A 17376-nucleotide genomic window follows, 5' to 3' on the forward strand; every position below is an offset into this window, starting at 1 on the left:
TTTACTCCACAGCTAAAGTCTTATTCCATATGTTATGTTGGGTTAAATAGATAGCTCTATTGTAATACAAGGAGTATAAAAGCAGCAAGATTTTAACAGGAAGATATCAAAGGGAAAATCGAAAGCAAAGGTCTTTAAAAGAAGATATGCAGGAAGTATATATTATAGGATTATTTTCATTTAAAAAAGCAAAATAAAGTATTATGTTTTGTTCAAGGCGCTTTCACAATGTGTTACGGAAATTTCTTTATCGCATGAGAGCAATGGGAAAAATGTTTCGTGCTTTAAAATTCGTTTGTAACGCATATAAAGAAGAGCTAAAAATTCATCTATGCAAGATGATATAAAGAGGAATTTTTAAGAGGAACAAAACTTTATTTTATACTTTAGAAAGTGAAGAGATATTCAAAACTTTTGAATTGAGATGTAAAGGAGATCGTATTCTTTATAATAAAGAAGTTTATATTAATGCATATATTTTTGAAAACTTTAAAATATATTATATTATTAAAATTGTTAAAAATTACTTCATATAACATAATATGTAGTAATTCTATAATAAAGTTACATTAATATTATTTCATATTTATTTTATATACTATTTTATTTCATAGATTAGAAAAAATTATTTATCATTTTGTTCTTTCCGTCTCTCTTTATTTCTTAAGATGCAAAAAAGCTCTTCGAGTTTTCTTGGTAAAAAGGGTATTGTTGATAGAGTGTAAGCTATTAAGCATTATACGGTAGAATCTTTAATCATCGTTAGTGATTTTTGTAACCTTATGGGTTGTTATTCCAGTGAGATAAGCTGGATTTGCGCACGTGGTACAAAAATCAGTTCGTATTTCGTTAAAGTAACGCAACATATCTCTCCTGATATGCGTAAGTTTATATAGGTATGAAATGGTGCGTTATAAAGTTCTTTACTGCATTTGGTTTTATAATACGGTGATGGTGTATGCCTAAAATCGCAGCTTAAGCATCTCACCATCATATCAAAATTGGTAACAACAAGTTACAGGGGAATATTTCAAACTCTGCTAGTTGTTTCCTAGTTTTGTATTGAATCCCAAAAGGTGTAAAAAATAAATACTCTATGATCGAATTTTTTGTCCTATCCATATAAGAATACAGGCTCCTATAAAACCTGAAATAAGATAGCCAAGCCAACCAGCAAAACTTACACCTAAAAGACTAAAAAGAAAGCTTGCTAGCGCAGCGCCAATAATCCCTAAGATAATATTTAACAATATTCCTGTTTGGCTTTTCATAATATACTGTGCTGCCCAACCTGCAATCCCGCCGATAATAATAGCTGCAATCCAACCTATGTTTGCATTTTCCATGATATCCTCCTTTGCCTGAATTTAAATTGTAACTAGAGTAAACTTTGTAAAAATCAAGATTTATTACTTTTTTACCCAGTGGAAAGGATATTTCTGTTAGAGATTTTACTTATTACTTTCCTTTATATTAAAATAATAATCACATTTATATTATATATAATAATTAATAAGTATAAATTATATAATACATTTTAATTTATAAACAAATTAATTAATTGAGAAATATGAATAAAAGAAGAAAATATTAGTGAAAATGTTTTAAGAACTCATAAAGTGTATTTATAAGCTTTTTAAGCTCTCTCTTACATTTAAAAAACAATTGTGATTAAAGTAATAAGTAAAATGGATATTTAAAAATTTGGAGCTTGCCAATTGATATCAATGATTTTTGAAATGAAAACTGTTTCGTTGACACGTTATAGCATGGCTGTATAGGTTGAACCTCTACCAATCTTGATATAAACGTTGCATTTTTGTGGGGTTTTGTATTCCTTATAGAGTATTTCTGTTTCGTTGCTACTGTGAAGCGGTTCCCTTTTTACAAGGCGGGTTTAGGTTAGAACTATCATACTCTTGACCTATTCTTTATGTGTTTAACAGTTTTGGCTTTGAGATGGTTAGGCATTTTTACGTCTTTCTTCAAGAGTTCTATTCTATATGCTGCTTTGTTTGTAATGTGCAAGCAAATGACTTTGAGCAATTCATCATGAATAGATTTTAAATGAAAGAAACTTACGATGAAGAAAGCTCATTTAAATTGTCGAATAATAAGATATTTTGATTAAATCAATATCTTGACCATATTCAAAATTGAATAATCGATGTGATGTGTGTTTTATTCAAGTTATTTGAAAAGTTTAATTTTTTTCTGCTTGTTCTTCAGCAGGGTTGCGTAGACGAGAATTTTGAAGAAGTCCCTGTTCTTCTAAAATGGGGTAGATCATTGAGGTCAAAAGAGAGTTGATTTGTTTGAGGTCGCGCACAGTGTCGAGATGAAGACTGGATGATTCTACATTTTTGAGATCCCCTTCACGCAGACGTTTAAAATGTTTTAAACTCATCTCTTTTTCTAAGTTTCGTAGTTGATCTTTTTTTTGTACCAATAGGTGTGCAGTGTGTGTATCACGTGAGACGAGAACGTTAAATGCTATATGCGCGTTGGCTAGTACAATGGCGTGGAAACGAAGGAGGTCACTCCAGCCCTCGCTGCTGAACTGTAAACCTTTTTGTTGTTTCTTTTTAACCAGCATCAACATATTATGAATAATGATATCGCCTGCTTGGTCTAATTTTATACAGGCGCCTAGAAGTTCTTGCGTTTGAAGAGCTTCTTCGTCAGATAATTTTTGTCCCGCTAATCGGGCAAGATAAAGTTTGATGGCGATATGTTTTTTGTCCAATATGGTGTTGAATTGGTTGAGTTCACGAATAATATTGGGATCAGGCTTTTCATAAAGTCCCATAATTTTTTCTAGCATGATGTCTACAAGATCACAAATATGAATGACTTCACGCATGACATTTGAGAGGGCGAGAGTTGGGCGATCAAGAACACTGTCATCAAGAGCTGTTTGATCAGATAAATTGAGCGTTTTGTCGGCTTGCATTTTTTTTGCACTTATATTCACGATCTGAGTGGTTAATTTTAAAACCCATTTTGAAAGCGGTATTCCAGCAAGGAGAATGAAAATATTAAAAATGATATGGGCGTTGATCACTTGAGTAGGGGCGTTATTGCCAAGCCATGTGATGGGAGGGTGAAAGGAGAGAAATAAGATAAGTATAAGGATTGACCCTGCCCCACGCATGAGTAAATTTCCTAAGGGAACGAGGCGGGTATTAGGAGAGGCGTTGCGCGTTAAAAGTGGTGCTATAAGAGAAGAGCCAAAGTTGACACCAAGAACCATGACAACACAGAGTTGCGTATGGATAAGATCGTAGTTGGCAAAATTGACCAGCAAAATGATTCCTGCAATGGATGAATGTAAGAGGTAGGTTAAGCCAGCAGCCAACAAAAAAGTGGAAATAGGATCGCTTGAAAGATAACGAATGATGCTAGGCAAAACTTCGCTTTCACGTAAAGGTTCTGTCGCGGTACTTATCATTTCTAAAGATAAAATCAAAAGACCAATACCGATGACAATACGTCCTATTTGACGCCATTCACGTTTTTCTGTTGCCATGAAGATACAAGTGCCAATTAAAAGACACAAGGGTACAACAAGAGTGAGGTCATAGGTGAGAATTTTTACAACGATTGCTGATCCTAATTCTCCTCCACGTACAGCCATAAGTCCTGCTACTCCAGAGACAAAACCAGATTCAACGAAAGAGCCAACGAGGAGTGTTATTGCTGTAGAGCTTTGTAAAATCATTGCTGTAAAAAGCCCAAAACTTACGGCAAACAATGGTTTTGAAACGACGTGGCACATTTTATATTTAAGTCTGTCACCATAGGCGCGTTCAACTCCTGTGCGCACCATGCGTGTGGCCCAGAGAAGTAAAGAAATAGCGCCGGCAAGATGAAGGAGTACCAATGAACCATTCATGATACTTTATTCTTTCTTTGTTGTTGTGAATGTGGTTGCCTCAAATTAATAAATTGAAGTTTATTGTTTTTATTTCACTTTTGCTTTTAATACTTGATTAAAATCATAACCGCTTGGATTTTGAAAAACCTTTAGACCGAAACAGGGTAGAATGGAATAGAGGTGATCAAAGATATCGCCTTGAATTTGTTCATAGTCGATCCAAACGGTGGTGTTCGTAAAGCAATAGATTTCTAAGGGTAAACCATTTTCTGTAGGAGGTAATTGTCGTGCCATATAGGTCATATTAGGGTTGATGTTTAGATGCTGTTGTAGATAAGCAAAAACATAAGCACGAAAAGTTCCAATGTTGGTTAAACGGCGCGTATTGGCTAAGATATCATGATTTTTATCTAATTGAGCATTCCATTGATCAATTTCTGCTACTTTTTGCGTGAAATAATTTTCTAATAAATTAAATCGGGAAAGATATTTTTGTTCTTCTTTTGTGAGAAAATGGATACTTGATTGATCAATAAAAAGAGAGCGTTTGATGCGTCTTCCACCCGATTCTTGCATTCCACGCCAATTTTTAAAAGGGTCGGTCACAAGTTTACGGATAGGAACTGAGGTGATGGTGTTGTCGAAATTTTGAACTTTAACAGTATGCAAGGCAATTTCAATAACATCACCATCGGCACCGAGATTGGGGATTTCAATCCAATCCCCAACACGAACCATATCAGTGGATGAAATTTGAATACCGGCAACGAGAGAAAGAAGCGTATCTTGAAAAATTAACATGAGAACCGCGGCCATTGCACCAAGACCGGAGAAGAGAATAAGAGGGGAGCGGTCAATCAATGTAGCGACCATTAAAATTGTTGCAACAGCAAAAAGTGCAATTTTAGCAATTTGAATATAACCTTTTATTGGTTTTAGTCGTGCTGTTGGTCGTTGTTCGTAAAGGATGTTAATGACATTGAGACAGGAAGAAATTGTCAGGACGACAAAGAAGATAATGAAGGCGTTAGCAACATTACCGATGATAGTGCTAAATGCATCGGGCAATGTTGAGATAAAATTAACACCAATTGAAAGAATAAAAGCTGAAATGATATCCGCTATGTATTGAATAGCATTATTAATATCGATCGTTGTATTTTGGGGGAGAAAAGAAGAGAGTTTTTTTGCTCCGTGAATAAGTAATTTTCGTCCTAGAAAGTTCACTAAAAGGGCAGCTATAATAAGAATAACAAGCCAAGAAATAGCCTCTAACCACGGATATTGAGCAATAAATTCGATCACTTTTTATTCTCCATTTCTAAAAATATATGCAGTTGAGGGTTTAAAATTTTACAACTGCTTAAGAGGAAGTATTGGAATTATGCTCTAAAGTCGTTAAATATGCAAAAAAGAATTTTCAAACTCTGTGAGAGATAATGCGTTTTCCGCCCGATTTCCTTAATGAACTGCGTACGAGACTCCCAATTTCAACAGTGATTGGTCAACGGGTGGATTTTGATCCTCGAAAAAGTAAGCCTTCACGGGGAGACTTTTGGTGTTGTTGTCCATTTCATGGTGAAAAAACGCCAAGTTTTCATTGTGATGATCATAAAGGGCGCTATTATTGTTTTGGTTGTGGTGTAAGTGGAGATATTTTTACCTTTTTGTGTGAGCTTGATGGACTGCACTTTTCAGAAAGTGTAGAGCGTTTGGCTGATTTTGCGGGAATGAAACTCCCTATTTTGGATTCACAAAGTCATAAACGTCAACTGGAAAAAGCTGACCTTTATGATGTGATGAAAATTGCCACAGATTTTTTTCAATATAATTTACGCGATAAAGGAGGTATGCAAGCACGTCGTTATCTGGATGCACGTGGTGTTACACCAGAGCTTGTAGAGCGTTTCCGCATTGGTTTTGCACCGGTAAGGCGTACAGCTTTGAAAGAAGCTTTGAGTGCACGGGGCATTTCAATAAAGCAAATGGAAGAATGTGGGCTTCTCTCAGTGCATGAGGAGAGCGCGGATTCTTATGACCGATTTAGAAATCGCATTATGTTTCCTATCGAAGATTTGCGTGGACGTGTGGTGGCTTTCGGAGGGCGTGCATTAGAGAAAGAGACACGAGCAAAATATCTCAATAGCCCTGAAACAGTGCTGTTTCATAAAGGAAATATACTTTATAACGCGGCAGCAGCTCGCAAAAATAGTCGCTTTGTTGGCGATGAAAAAATTCATTCACTCCTTGTTGTTGAGGGGTATATGGATGTCATTGCATTGACTAAAGCTGGTTTTGAAGGAGTTGTAGCACCCTTAGGAACAGCATTAACGGAAGCGCAAATTGAGCTTTTATGGCAGATGGGGAAGGAACCTATTTTGTGTTTTGATGGTGATGATGCTGGTTTAAAAGCTGCTTTTCGTGTTGCTGATCGTGTGTTGCCTCTTTTAAAGGCTGGGGTTTGTGTACGCTTTGTTTTGTTGCCACAAGGGAAAGATCCTGATGAAATTGTTTGTGCTGGTGGAGCACAGCTTTTTTCTTCTTTTTTGCAAAAAGCTATTCCTTTGAGTGAGCTTTTATGGTGGCGTGCTACCTATGGAAAGCATTTTGAAATTCCAGAGACACGAGCAGCGCTAGAAAAACAACTAAAACAACAAATTTTTACGATTAAGGATGAAGATGTCCGTCGTTATTATTTGCAAGATGTAAAAAAACGCCTTTTTGATTTTTTTCGTCCCTCTTTTTCGAAAAAAAGGGGGGAAGGGCGATATGGTCAATCTTCACCAAATAGGACCTTTAAAGATCAAACCTTTTCTCTGTTAGCAAATTCTGAAATAGTACGAAATTCTTCGCAATCTATCCCTTTGCGTGAAGCAGTGATTTTACTCACTTTAGCTTACTATCCTGAGTTGTGGTATGAAAATTTTGAAATTCTTTCTGAGTTAGAATTAAAAAATACTCAATTGATAATTTTTCATCAAGCTATGTTGGAAATTCTTGGGGACCAACAGCTTCATGATAAAGAGACGATGGTTGCATTCTTAGAAAAAAGAGGGCAAAAGGCTCTGTTAGAGCGTATGAAATATCTTGTGCAAAATATTGGTATGCGTATTATCCTTGGTGGAGCCCCTATAGAAAATGCACGTGCTATATTAAAACAAGCTGTCTACTTGCATCTTCAAGAACACCACCTACATAAGAGGTTACAGGATATTGAAGAGCAACTTGTAGAAAATCCTAAGAGTGAGGTTTTTGATCTGCTTCGTGAGGTAAAAAATGAGCTGGAACAGATGCAGGCAACAGAAGCGTTAATTGAAGGATTTGGAAGTTGGTTGGATGAAAAAATAGACGGGAATACACAAGATACGATAAAATGATTCGCTTTTTTAATGCGAATCAGTCACTTAAATTTTAGATGAGGAAGTTTATGTGGAGTGACATTTTTATAAAGATGACAATTAAATTTTAGGAAAAGCGGGTAAATTTTAGGAAAAGCGGGAAATTGGTTCTTACGATAGGGTGCAGAGATTATCTCAGAAGGGCTGAGAGGTGTCGGGGAAACTTCTGGAGTTTTCCCGCGTTTTTGTCTGGGTATCAAGTTTGTCTGGATGTCAGGGCGTATACAAAATGTATTCTTTCCAATGGTAATCTCTTAACAGGAAGTATATATTGAGTAACTATTGGTAGATTTTAGTGAGAACAAAAAAACTGGTCACATGGAAACTGTGAAGTGATCGAGTGGAGTTATGGTATGGCAACAAAGGTTAAACAGAAAGATAATGCAGAAGTAACAAACCAAGCGAGTTTGGATAGTCCTCTTCTTGATTTTTCTGATGATGCCATCAAGAAAATGATTAAACTTGCCAAAAAAAATGGTTACGTAACAATGGATGAACTCAATGCTGTTCTTCCTTCTGACGAGGTTACATCCGAACAAATTGAAGATATCTTGGCGATGTTCTCTGAGATGGGGGTTAATGTTGTGGATGATGAGGATGAAGTTGAGTCTGAAAATTATGAAGAAGAAGTTACGGTAGAGGGGGGTGATTTAGTAGAAGCCTCTAACCACGCAATTGCAACGACAACGAATAAACGCGAAGTAACAGATCGTACGGATGATCCGGTGCGTATGTATTTGCGTGAGATGGGAGCTGTTGAGCTTCTTTCGCGGGAAGGCGAAATTGCCATTGCTAAGCGTATTGAAGCAGGGCGTGAGACAATGATTGCGGGACTTTGTGAGAGTCCTTTAACTTTTCAGGCTCTTATTATCTGGCGTGACGAGTTAAAAGAGCAGCGTATTCTTCTTCGTGAAATTATTGATCTTGAAACGACTTATGCTGGTCCAGAAGCAAAGCAGGCTCCTGTTATTGAGCGAAGTGAAGTTGATAAGACCGTAGAAGAAAAAATGTCTTCTGGTATACGTAATATGGGGGAGAGCGCAGGAGAGAGAAACATTGAAGACGATGATGAAGAGGACGAGGACGATGTTAACTTATCGCTTGCTGCAATGGAAAATGAACTTTGTCCTCAAGTTATGGAAACATTGGATTTTATTGCTCAAACCTATGTAAAATTACGAAAATTACAAGATCAGCATGTTGAAAGCAGTTTGGCAGAGCGTAAAGAGGGGGCCCTTACATCTTCTCAGAAGAAGAAATATATTCAATTAAAGGGTGAGTTGATTCAAGCAGTAAAATCTCTTTCTTTAAACCAAAATCGTATCGAAGCTTTGGTTGAACAGCTTTATGACATCAATAAGAGATTGATTCATAATGAAGGTAAGTTGAAACGGATTGCCAATAGTTATGGCATTGGCCATGAGGACTTTTTAAAAGAATACCAAGGGCGTGAATTGGACGCAGATTGGATGAATTATATTGCTGCTTTGCCTACACCTGGTTGGAAAGAGTTTTCGGTGCGTGAAGCAAAAGAAATCCAAAAACTGCGAAGTGATATACAAAATCTTGCGCAAGAAACGGCTATTTCGATTGGTGAATTTCGTCGGATTGTTATGCAGGTGCAGAAAGGTGAACGCGAATCAACAATTGCAAAAAAAGAGATGGTAGAATCTAATTTGCGTCTTGTCATTTCAATTGCAAAAAAATACACCAATCGTGGTTTGCAGTTTCTTGATCTTATTCAAGAGGGCAATATCGGTTTGATGAAGGCTGTGGATAAGTTTGAATATCGGCGCGGCTACAAATTTTCAACTTATGCAACATGGTGGATTCGTCAAGCTATTACACGTTCAATTGCTGATCAGGCACGTACAATTCGTATTCCTGTTCATATGATTGAAACAATTAATAAAATTGTTCGTACCTCGCGTCAGATTCTCCATGAAATTGGACGAGAACCAACACCAGAAGAATTATCTAGCAAGCTTTCTATGCCGTTAGAAAAAGTACGAAAAGTTCTTAAAATTGCAAAAGAACCTATTTCTCTCGAAACACCTGTTGGTGATGAAGATGATTCCCATTTGGGTGATTTTATTGAGGATAGGAATGCGTTATTACCAATTGATGCTGCTATCCAAGCTAATCTGCGAGATACGACAACACGCGTTCTTGCTTCATTAACACCACGAGAAGAACGTGTTTTGCGGATGCGTTTTGGAATAGGGATGAATACAGATCACACGTTGGAAGAAGTAGGACAACAATTTTCAGTTACAAGAGAGCGTATTCGTCAAATTGAAGCAAAGGCACTTCGTAAATTGAAACATCCTAGCCGTTCACGAAAATTGCGCAGTTTTCTCGATTCTTAAATAAGGAATGCGTGTCCATTTTAATAACTTCCTCCTTCTTCTTAATGAAGGGGGGAGGTGCTTCATGTTGTACTTGGATACTTTCTTGAGAAAAACATAGGAAGAATTTGAACAATCTAGAAAGTTTGCGATGTTTAATGTTTTTCTTAGCTTTGGGGCTTTATACTTCTCTGTCTCAAAAGAATAGATATAGGGCAAAGGGTGGTTATGGAGTAGAGAGTAGGGGGCTTTCAAGAAATGAACGATAAAAACATTACCTTGCGTATAGCACGGCTCGTTTTTAAGAAATGAGATCTGTTAGGAATAAACTTATATTGCAACATACGGACTTTTTGATGAAAAATGTATATTCTTTGCGGAATTTTTCTATCATTTTAGGTGACGCATTTTATTCTTCGTTAAGTTTACAAAGAGATGTTTCAATAGGTTATGTTCATTTATATGCGCTATTTTTGAATATTCTCTTTTTATTCAGATAGCTTTTAAGAACATGGTTTAAAGTATACATTGAGTTGAATCTTTTTAAGAGACAGAAATAGATGAAATTATAGAAATTAAACGTTTCATTTTTTTTAGATCGTCTTAATTAAAAAAGGTGTGTCTGATTTTATGAGTGGAGAACTTCCCTTTTGGAAAGTAAAAAAATTAGAAGAGATTTCCATTTCTGAGTGGGAGAGCCTTTGTGATGGCTGTGGCCGTTGTTGTCTCCATAAAGTTGAGGACGATGATACGGGTGACCTTTATGCAACCAGTATTGCTTGTCGTCTTTTAGATGAGGAAACCTGCAAGTGTCGAGATTATGCTCATCGTAAATTAATTGTACCAGATTGTATATCGCTAGACATTACGATAGTTAAAACAGCGCGTTGGCTTCCAGAAAGTTGTGCTTATAGATTAATTTATGAGGGAAAAGATCTTCATTGGTGGCATCCATTGGTATCAGAGGATTGTCAGACGATACATACAGCGCATATTTCTGCACGCGGACAAATAGAGATTTACGAAGACGAATTATTATCTGAGGAAGATTATCTTTATCATATTACTGGTCTTCTACGTGAAGGCCAGTAATATGATTTTTTATACAACTTGTTTGTGACTTAATCGATCGCAAAGACTACAGTGACGCTCACGTTATAATTTAATTCACCACCTGCAAAATTTGTATTTGCGTAGCTTACATCTGCTGCTCTACTCATGAGACGTGGTGTTGGGTGATAGTAATCATCCTTTTCATTGATTTCAATAATTTTTCCTAATTTTAAATCGGCTGCTTGCGCTATCGTTTGCGCTTTTTCAATGGCTTCAGTAATGGCTTTTTTACGTGCTTCTTGATAAAATGGCTTTGTATCTGCGTTGGTAAAAGTAATGCCGTTAACTGAATTAACACCTAGTGTCATCGCTTGATCAAAGATTTTACCAGCATTGGTAAGATCACGAATGCGCACGGTTAAAGAATTTGAAACATGATAGAGTTTTTCATTATTCTTTTTTTCGTGGTGTTTATCAGAGGTCGACTGATAAATGGATAAGCCTGATGTTTGCAAATCATTTGCTTGGATGCCATTGTTTTTAAAAGCTTGTATAATATCATTGATGGATTGATTATTGGAAGCTAATGCCTTTTGGGCAGTTTTGTCATAGGTAACAACGGCTAGATTAATAATGGCCATATCCGGTGCTGCTTGACTTTCTCCGATTGCTGTCACTGTAATCGTTGCATTTTTTATTTTATTTTCTTCAGCATAAGCATGTACAGTCAACGATGTGGCTAAGAGTGTAAATGCTAATATAACTGTTTTAACCAGAGAACCCTTCAGTGGTTGAATTTTCTTTTCTATCATATCTATACCTTTATATTTGTCAGTTAATTATTCTCTCATTTTTAAGAGTTTTTGTAAAGAAATTAGAGCACTGAAAAAAAAACCAATAGAAAAGAGAAAAAGATGGGTTATAATCTTTGTCAGCTCTTGTATCATAGGGCATTTTAGTTTAGAGAGAAACAACCTATGTGGGGCCTGTAGCTCAATTGGTTAGAGCCAGCGGCTCATAACCGCTTGGTTGGGGGTTCGAGTCCCTCCGGGCCCACCAATAGGGAAATGTCCAATAGAAAAATGGATCGCTTATATAAAAGTTTTGAGATTCTACCTTTTTCGTTTTTTATTTATTTTCCTGTTTGTTTTAGAAGCTTTTGGTCGTTGTTTGTTGTAGTTTTTTCTCTCAGTCGCTTTAATATGATGGTATGTTTTCTTAGTCTCATCAAAGAAGTTCTCTCATTTGCAACCTTTTAGCATTTGGATTAACTGATATGTGTCGCTATTTACTTTCTTAATTCATATACTGTTTTGTGCTTTTTCTGTGTGGTGCTCTTCATAAAATAGAAGGCTAAAAGCTTCATTGGATAAGTTTATTTATACTTGTTCTGCAAATAAATAGACCTCAATAAAACCAATTTTAAAGATTGGACCTGTTCAGAACAAATGGCTCAAAAAACATTTAGTGTAAATTTGCTTTTTTCTTAAGTGATGTTAAGGTCTTTTAGACGTTCGAATAGCATCATCGTGATGAAAGGTTAGTGTATAAGAGAATGTGATCTATGGGCATTCATATGTATCATGGGGCAACGATGATAACATTTGTTGATATTTTCTTTTTCCCAAGAAAGGAATTCTATTTGATATTTTGAGAAATATTGTTCATAATGACGGGGGCGTGTTCTCTGAAAAGAATTTTATTAATTGTTCTTTGAAAAGTCAATTGAGTAATTATTTCTATCGCTTTGCATCATCCAGATTCTATTGTAATAAGCATTTTATTATTCTGTAAGAAATATTTTCTATGATATTGGAAAATTCATTAAAATGCCATTTTCTTTTTTTGTGTATTTTTTGCTTAATGTTTAAATTATAGAGTTTTCATGTGATCCGAATTATTATTGAAAAGCAGACGTCTTTTTTGATTTTACTCTCATAAGGAATTGGCAATATTGCGGTAACCCTAGCACTTTTTTGTATTGCTAACATTTTTCTCGTATTGATCGTATAGAGAGTTTTATCTTTATTATGAGTTTTTTCTCTTATGAAAAATTATTGGCAGGGAGGGTGTTTTTTTGGAAAAGTATACTTCTTCTTCAAAGTCATACTTTGAAAATATAATTCTTCATTTGCATAAGGGAATTTCTCTCTTGTTGTAAATCTGTATAAAATTTACGTACAAAGATTGTGCGTGGTGATTCGTTTTATTTTTTTATAGTATCATTTTTGCTTATGATAGAGACTTATATTAGTATTTACAAGGAGCGTTTAGAGGGGAGGTTACCTGTAAACGTGTTACAGAGTTTTAGGTAATGTGGCTCTGTCTATAAGAATTTATTCCTATAACATTGTTATATTCTTGCTTTGCAATATTGTTAAAAAAACATAGATGGTGCTATGTAGAATAAATTGTGATGTATTTTTTTCAAAAAGCTTTTTCGTGTTCTCTTATATAGAGTTCAGGAGTGTCTTCAGGGATATTTTCACATTAGTTTTTATTGGTCCGAATCGCAAGATCTGCGTAACATTATTCGCGTTTTTGATAGATTATACCAATTTTCATAAGAAGGTCTGGATCGTGTGATGCTTTCTGTTTCACCATGGTGCATGACTAATAGAACTTCATCTGATTTTGTAAAATAAGTTTGTATACAATTGCTTCCATACTGCCTATTGCAAATATTTTTTTCTAAGGTATGAGATATATTTTAAACGCTTTAGCGTTATATAGTGTGACTACATGGAGTATGACTATGAAGAATGATAAAAAATTTGAAACAACTTTATCTGATATTATTGTGAAATGGGAGTCTTTATCGACGTCTCAAAAGCAAGCGATATTGGATAAAGTAGAAAATTCTACAGATTCTGCTCATTCAACAGAACATTTAAGGCTTCAATCTTCTTTTTATCTCCAGACGAAATCAAAGTTATGAGTTTTAAGTCTTCATCGGAGATGTTGAAACCAGTTATTACATATATGGCACTAGCATTTCCCAGTGTATTCAAAATAGCCATGAGTTTATCTACAGAAGGCCTCTTGCCTCCATTTATCATTTGTTGGACGTAATTTTGTCCACAGCCTGCAGCTCTGCTTATTTCAATCATTGTTCGTCCGTCACTTTTTATCAATTCAACTAAGCGTTGGAACCAATCTTTTTCAGTCTTTGTCATTTTTAGACCTTTACATATTTACGCTATAGCGTTAATATTGCGTTGCGAATCCAGAATATATGATACAAGGAGCGTGAAAATATCCATGTGTAGCTCTTCGCTAAGGAAGCATATAGAGTTGTTTTTAACTAATAACAAAATGTCCCCATACACTTTCAGATTCGAATCAATAAAAATGGTTGCTTAGTTCCACGGTTGTGAAAAAGTAAATGTGTATACCAGAAAGGGCGATGCACACTCGTATGTTTATGAGATTTCACTATAATAGTATACGTAGCAGCATTATAAATCAAGATATACCCCAACATCAGAATTTGTAAAAAAAATTCTGCGTTGAGGTAGTGTGTGAATATAACGAAGCTTTAGAGCCTTAAGAGATAGGATAATGGCTGTAGAAAAAATGTAAATTGCATAGACAAAGAATACTGATTTCTTCTTTATTGTAATAAATTAGATCACTATCAGATGGTATATCGTATATATGCGTAAAAAAATGGGAAATATCAAAAAAGTGATCTTGGATATTTTATTAAACAGGAAGGTAATCTGATCCACAAAGGTGGTTGTTTGGTAGAATTGTACATTCGATCAATGCCCTTATGGCGATGAATGTGTTTTTATGATGCTGCGGTTTATAATGAAGTCTGTGTTTATAATGATGTTATTATTGATAAAAATGCATTAACATATGGTTGTTTAGTCGTTCGTAAGAGTTCGCATGTTTATGAAAAATAAGAACTTTATCGTTATTTGAATATGAGTGGAGATGCATATGTTTATGCTAATGCGGTCTTTTTTGATCAAGTTTTGAATGCTCAATGTATTGAATTTTGTGGTGATACTCGTGATTTTAGAAAGGCTCGAGTTTATAATGATGCTTTAGTTTGTGGTGATGTAAAGATTTGTGGGAAGGCAAAATTTTATAGAAATGCTGTGCTTTGTGACACTGAAGATTTTTGTAATAATGAAAAATTTTCATATATAGCCGCATTCCTCATGGCGTAAAAAAGGAAGATAGGAACGATTTGGGCAAGGCTTGTATGATTGGATTGCGTCGTTAGTTTTATTTGACGTTCCTTATTTTTTGTATTTTGTGTCAATAAACGTGTCGCAAATAATTGGTGTGAGTGTAGATTTAGCCTCTTTCAGAGATTTGTTTGCGTCATTTATCAATGCTTTAATGGAGAAAATAAGAACGCCGAGAGTGACTTTTCACACTTGGAACATGCAATTTATTGCATTCTTTTTTTGATTGAGGATAAAACAAATTGGTCAAGATGATCACTTGAGCGACAATTAAGGGAGATCCAAATGAGTGTAAACGAAATTTTATTGGGAGCAATGATTGTTGTTTTGTTGTGCAGCGGGGTTATATTTCGATTTTCTTTATATTATCGCAGTCAAGTGAAAATTTTAAAAGAGGAATCTAGAAGAATAAAGCATGAGTTTTTAAGAGATTCTATGAAGATGACTGAAGAACGAGATAGGGCTATTAGAGAGCAAAGTATGGTGATTAAAAGACGCGACCAAGCAATTGAAAAACTGAAAAAACAAATTAAGCAATATGAAAAAAATGAAAAGAAATATAAAAAAATGCTTAAATCTGAAGATGATAAAGAGTGATTGTATTCATATTTTGCATTAAAGGGTTTGGAAATGTGTTAGGAAGATTGGAATGACGAGAGAGATAAACTTTAATAAAGCCAATTATGGTGCTGATGGAGAGATTGTATTGGAAGAGAATATTCAAGTTTACTCTGATTTTATGACAACATTTAAGTTTATAAGACAGAGCGTCGTTGATTATAAAATAAGAGTTTATGATGATAAATCAGTTTATAGGTAGGCTGGTTATTAAAAAGCGCGTCTATACAATCCAGCAATTTTATATTATTACTGGAAACAATTTTGCACGTTCTTTTTAGATGTAAGGTATAAATGCTACGATAGTTTCAGCTAATAGGTATAAAAAATTGCATGATAATAGAAAGAAAGAGATATTTACTTTTTATGAAGATGAAATGGGTAAGTCAGTTATGATTATCAGATACAGAAGAGGAATATGAACGTAAAAGATATTAATATCTTGTAGAGTAAATATATTTCATCATTGATGATTTATCTTCTCTTCATGTGCGTTTATTTTTTATGGAAAATACAAAACTTAAAAGATTTTCTTTTTGATAAAGGCTATAGAGATTTGAGTATGATTGAAAATAAACATATAATCTGTAAGAATATGACTGTTATTTGTGAGCGTCAGAAATAATACAGAACTTCCTCTCATTGAGGGGAAATCAATCACTTTTCATTTGTCACAAAAGTGACTACCATACCATTATACAAAATAGACGCTTGTTTTAATGGTAAAGAACGTTAGGACTGTAGTTCTCTAATAAGAGCCTTATGTGTAATTTCTTTTATTTGCTCAATATTGATTAGGATATCTTGTTTTGTTGGATAACCTTTACTAGAAAAAGCAATTTTTTGTGCATCTCTTGAGATTAAACGCCAGTACCATTGATTGTGAACTCCTTGAAACACCTCAAAATACATGCTTCCCACCTCATAAAATAGCTGATAATTTTCAGGATAAATATTTAACTAATCCGCTTGTAAACATTAATGTATGTCTCTCTAGGAAGTCGTCAATATATTCCCCTTAAATTTTCTGACCTTAAAAAATAATTTCTATGAGAGCTATTATTCTTTTAACAAGAAAAAATTTATTGTCAATAAGATATGAATGAGAATTTTATACTATAAAATTATTTTTTTTAATTTAAAGACACTATACTTTCATTTACAACGCAAATATTTTTCTGTCGTTACAGAAAAAAGTTTATAAATTATATAAAATTTCACCAGCAAGGATAAAGTAAAAAATACTTTTTCCATACTGGTAGAGTTTAATCATTTCTTGTTTTTTCTTTTTAAATAGACGTTTATTGATTAGCTATAACCTCTTTTTGGGATACGCTTCGAATGAGTAAATCAATGAATAAGCTAAGGGTATAAGAATTGGCCATTTTAGCTTTTATATCGATAAGAGAGGTTGTAGTTTTAGGGTTAAAACCATTTGATAAACCTTGTCTTGACAAATATTGCTGCAGTTTTTCATAAGAACTGTCGATTTTTTCTTGATTTAGTTTTTCGTTACGATCACTATCGGCAAGAGTTTCTTCCAGTCCCTCGATTTTTTTAATAAAATAATTCCAGTCAAAATCACCTTTTGTATATTCGGTGTCAAACATTTTTCCTTGTCCAGTTAAAAGCCAATTAATATTGACACCATATAACGTGCGGTATGTTTGTAAGACACTAAGATTGGGTTCTCTCTCTCCACGCTCATAAAAAGCAATGGAATTTTTTGTCATGCTAAAACTTTTAGCTAAGGTTTCACGTGATGGATCGCCTAAAGCAAGACGTACATAACGTAAACGTTTTCCAAATATGGTTTTTGATTCAGTTTCAGGACGTGCCACGAATTATCTCCCTCGGTAAATCATCATGGTATAAATCAT

At 34.7% G+C, this 17376-nt stretch carries 14 protein-coding genes and 1 tRNA gene; 8 read left to right on the forward strand and 7 right to left on the reverse strand.

All coding sequences use genetic code 11. The features are described 5' to 3' along the window. Window positions 1-1094: 1094 nt before the first annotated feature. From ACFINU_RS04265 to ACFINU_RS04275, 3 genes are all read right to left on the reverse strand, one after another. Complete coding sequence (locus tag ACFINU_RS04265; RefSeq protein WP_375611967.1) at window positions 1095-1346, reverse strand: GlsB/YeaQ/YmgE family stress response membrane protein; 252 nt, start codon at window positions 1344-1346, stop codon at window positions 1095-1097. Between the two features lie 857 nt (window positions 1347-2203). After that, window positions 2204-3895 carry a Na/Pi cotransporter family protein gene (locus ACFINU_RS04270; RefSeq protein ID WP_375618198.1) on the reverse strand — a complete coding sequence of 564 codons (1692 nt, stop codon included), beginning with the start codon at window positions 3893-3895 and terminating at the stop codon, window positions 2204-2206. A 69-nt stretch (window positions 3896-3964) separates the two neighbouring features. Next, window positions 3965-5182 (reverse strand): mechanosensitive ion channel family protein, encoded by a 1218-nt coding sequence (locus tag ACFINU_RS04275; RefSeq protein WP_375618199.1) that lies wholly within the window; start codon window positions 5180-5182, stop codon window positions 3965-3967. A 134-nt stretch (window positions 5183-5316) separates the two neighbouring features. Here ACFINU_RS04275 and dnaG point away from each other — a divergent pair, with 134 nt between their 5' ends. The 3 genes from dnaG (at window position 5317) to ACFINU_RS04290 (ending at window position 10715) form a co-directional block, all read left to right on the forward strand. Next, window positions 5317-7254, forward strand: a complete 1938-nt coding sequence (gene dnaG, locus ACFINU_RS04280; protein ID WP_375618200.1) for a DNA primase — start codon at window positions 5317-5319, stop codon at window positions 7252-7254. Between the two features lie 374 nt (window positions 7255-7628). Continuing rightward, window positions 7629-9644, forward strand: coding sequence for an RNA polymerase sigma factor RpoD (rpoD, locus tag ACFINU_RS04285; protein ID WP_375618201.1), 2016 nt, complete (start codon window positions 7629-7631; stop codon window positions 9642-9644). Window positions 9645-10253: 609 nt separating this feature from the next. Then, complete coding sequence (locus ACFINU_RS04290) at window positions 10254-10715, forward strand: YcgN family cysteine cluster protein (protein WP_375618202.1); 462 nt, start codon at window positions 10254-10256, stop codon at window positions 10713-10715. A 29-nt stretch (window positions 10716-10744) separates the two neighbouring features. On the opposite strand, the gene ACFINU_RS04295 is transcribed toward ACFINU_RS04290, so the two are convergent. Continuing rightward, window positions 10745-11488 carry an SIMPL domain-containing protein gene (locus ACFINU_RS04295; RefSeq protein WP_375618203.1) on the reverse strand — a complete coding sequence of 248 codons (744 nt, stop codon included), beginning with the start codon at window positions 11486-11488 and terminating at the stop codon, window positions 10745-10747. Window positions 11489-11658: 170 nt separating this feature from the next. Between ACFINU_RS04295 and ACFINU_RS04300 the strand changes: the two genes are divergently transcribed. Together ACFINU_RS04300 and ACFINU_RS04305 are read left to right on the forward strand one after the other, a co-directional pair. Beyond that, window positions 11659-11735 (forward strand) — tRNA-Ile (locus tag ACFINU_RS04300). A 1696-nt stretch (window positions 11736-13431) separates the two neighbouring features. After that, window positions 13432-13614: a hypothetical protein gene (locus ACFINU_RS04305; protein ID WP_273790801.1), complete on the forward strand. Its 183-nt coding sequence runs from the start codon at window positions 13432-13434 to the stop codon at window positions 13612-13614. Here the strand turns inward: ACFINU_RS04305 and ACFINU_RS04310 are convergent. Beyond that, window positions 13538-13852 (reverse strand): helix-turn-helix domain-containing protein, encoded by a 315-nt coding sequence (locus ACFINU_RS04310; protein WP_007347852.1) that lies wholly within the window; start codon window positions 13850-13852, stop codon window positions 13538-13540. The genes ACFINU_RS04305 and ACFINU_RS04310 overlap by 77 nt on opposite strands. A 609-nt stretch (window positions 13853-14461) precedes the next feature. Here ACFINU_RS04310 and ACFINU_RS04315 point away from each other — a divergent pair. The 3 genes from ACFINU_RS04315 (at window position 14462) to ACFINU_RS04325 (ending at window position 15475) form a co-directional block, all read left to right on the forward strand. Next, the gene (locus tag ACFINU_RS04315) at window positions 14462-14587 is read left to right on the forward strand and encodes a hypothetical protein (protein ID WP_375618204.1); all 126 of its coding nucleotides are present in this window, start codon (window positions 14462-14464) and stop codon (window positions 14585-14587) included. A gap of 15 nt (window positions 14588-14602) precedes the next feature. Then, the gene (locus ACFINU_RS04320; RefSeq protein WP_375640424.1) at window positions 14603-14857 is read left to right on the forward strand and encodes a hypothetical protein; all 255 of its coding nucleotides are present in this window, start codon (window positions 14603-14605) and stop codon (window positions 14855-14857) included. Between the two features lie 306 nt (window positions 14858-15163). Continuing rightward, window positions 15164-15475, forward strand: coding sequence for a hypothetical protein (locus ACFINU_RS04325; RefSeq protein WP_375613354.1), 312 nt, complete (start codon window positions 15164-15166; stop codon window positions 15473-15475). Between the two features lie 753 nt (window positions 15476-16228). Here the strand turns inward: ACFINU_RS04325 and ACFINU_RS04330 are convergent. Both ACFINU_RS04330 and ACFINU_RS04335 read right to left on the reverse strand, forming a co-directional pair. Then, on the reverse strand, window positions 16229-16408 hold the full coding sequence (locus tag ACFINU_RS04330) for a YegP family protein (RefSeq protein WP_375618206.1): 180 nt from the start codon (window positions 16406-16408) through the stop codon (window positions 16229-16231). Window positions 16409-16797: 389 nt separating this feature from the next. Beyond that, on the reverse strand, window positions 16798-17337 hold the full coding sequence (locus ACFINU_RS04335) for a helix-turn-helix domain-containing protein (protein WP_375618207.1): 540 nt from the start codon (window positions 17335-17337) through the stop codon (window positions 16798-16800). Window positions 17338-17376 lie beyond the last annotated feature (39 nt).

This window comes from Bartonella sp. AC130YNZD (assembly GCF_042196865.1).
GTDB lineage: Bacteria > Pseudomonadota > Alphaproteobacteria > Rhizobiales > Rhizobiaceae > Bartonella.

Coding starts and splice junctions, on each gene's coding strand:
- ACFINU_RS04330 (WP_375618206.1), bottom strand. CDS start 16,408: ATGTATTTTGAGGTGTTTCAAGGAGTTCACAATCAATGGTACTGGCGT.
- ACFINU_RS04315 (WP_375618204.1), top strand. CDS start 14,462: ATGTGTTTTTATGATGCTGCGGTTTATAATGAAGTCTGTGTTTATAAT.
- ACFINU_RS04290 (WP_375618202.1), top strand. CDS start 10,254: ATGAGTGGAGAACTTCCCTTTTGGAAAGTAAAAAAATTAGAAGAGATT.
- rpoD (WP_375618201.1), top strand. CDS start 7,629: ATGGCAACAAAGGTTAAACAGAAAGATAATGCAGAAGTAACAAACCAA.
- dnaG (WP_375618200.1), top strand. CDS start 5,317: ATGCGTTTTCCGCCCGATTTCCTTAATGAACTGCGTACGAGACTCCCA.
- ACFINU_RS04295 (WP_375618203.1), bottom strand. CDS start 11,488: ATGATAGAAAAGAAAATTCAACCACTGAAGGGTTCTCTGGTTAAAACA.
- ACFINU_RS04325 (WP_375613354.1), top strand. CDS start 15,164: ATGAGTGTAAACGAAATTTTATTGGGAGCAATGATTGTTGTTTTGTTG.
- ACFINU_RS04305 (WP_273790801.1), top strand. CDS start 13,432: ATGAAGAATGATAAAAAATTTGAAACAACTTTATCTGATATTATTGTG.
- ACFINU_RS04310 (WP_007347852.1), bottom strand. CDS start 13,852: ATGACAAAGACTGAAAAAGATTGGTTCCAACGCTTAGTTGAATTGATA.
- ACFINU_RS04270 (WP_375618198.1), bottom strand. CDS start 3,895: ATGAATGGTTCATTGGTACTCCTTCATCTTGCCGGCGCTATTTCTTTA.
- ACFINU_RS04265 (WP_375611967.1), bottom strand. CDS start 1,346: ATGGAAAATGCAAACATAGGTTGGATTGCAGCTATTATTATCGGCGGG.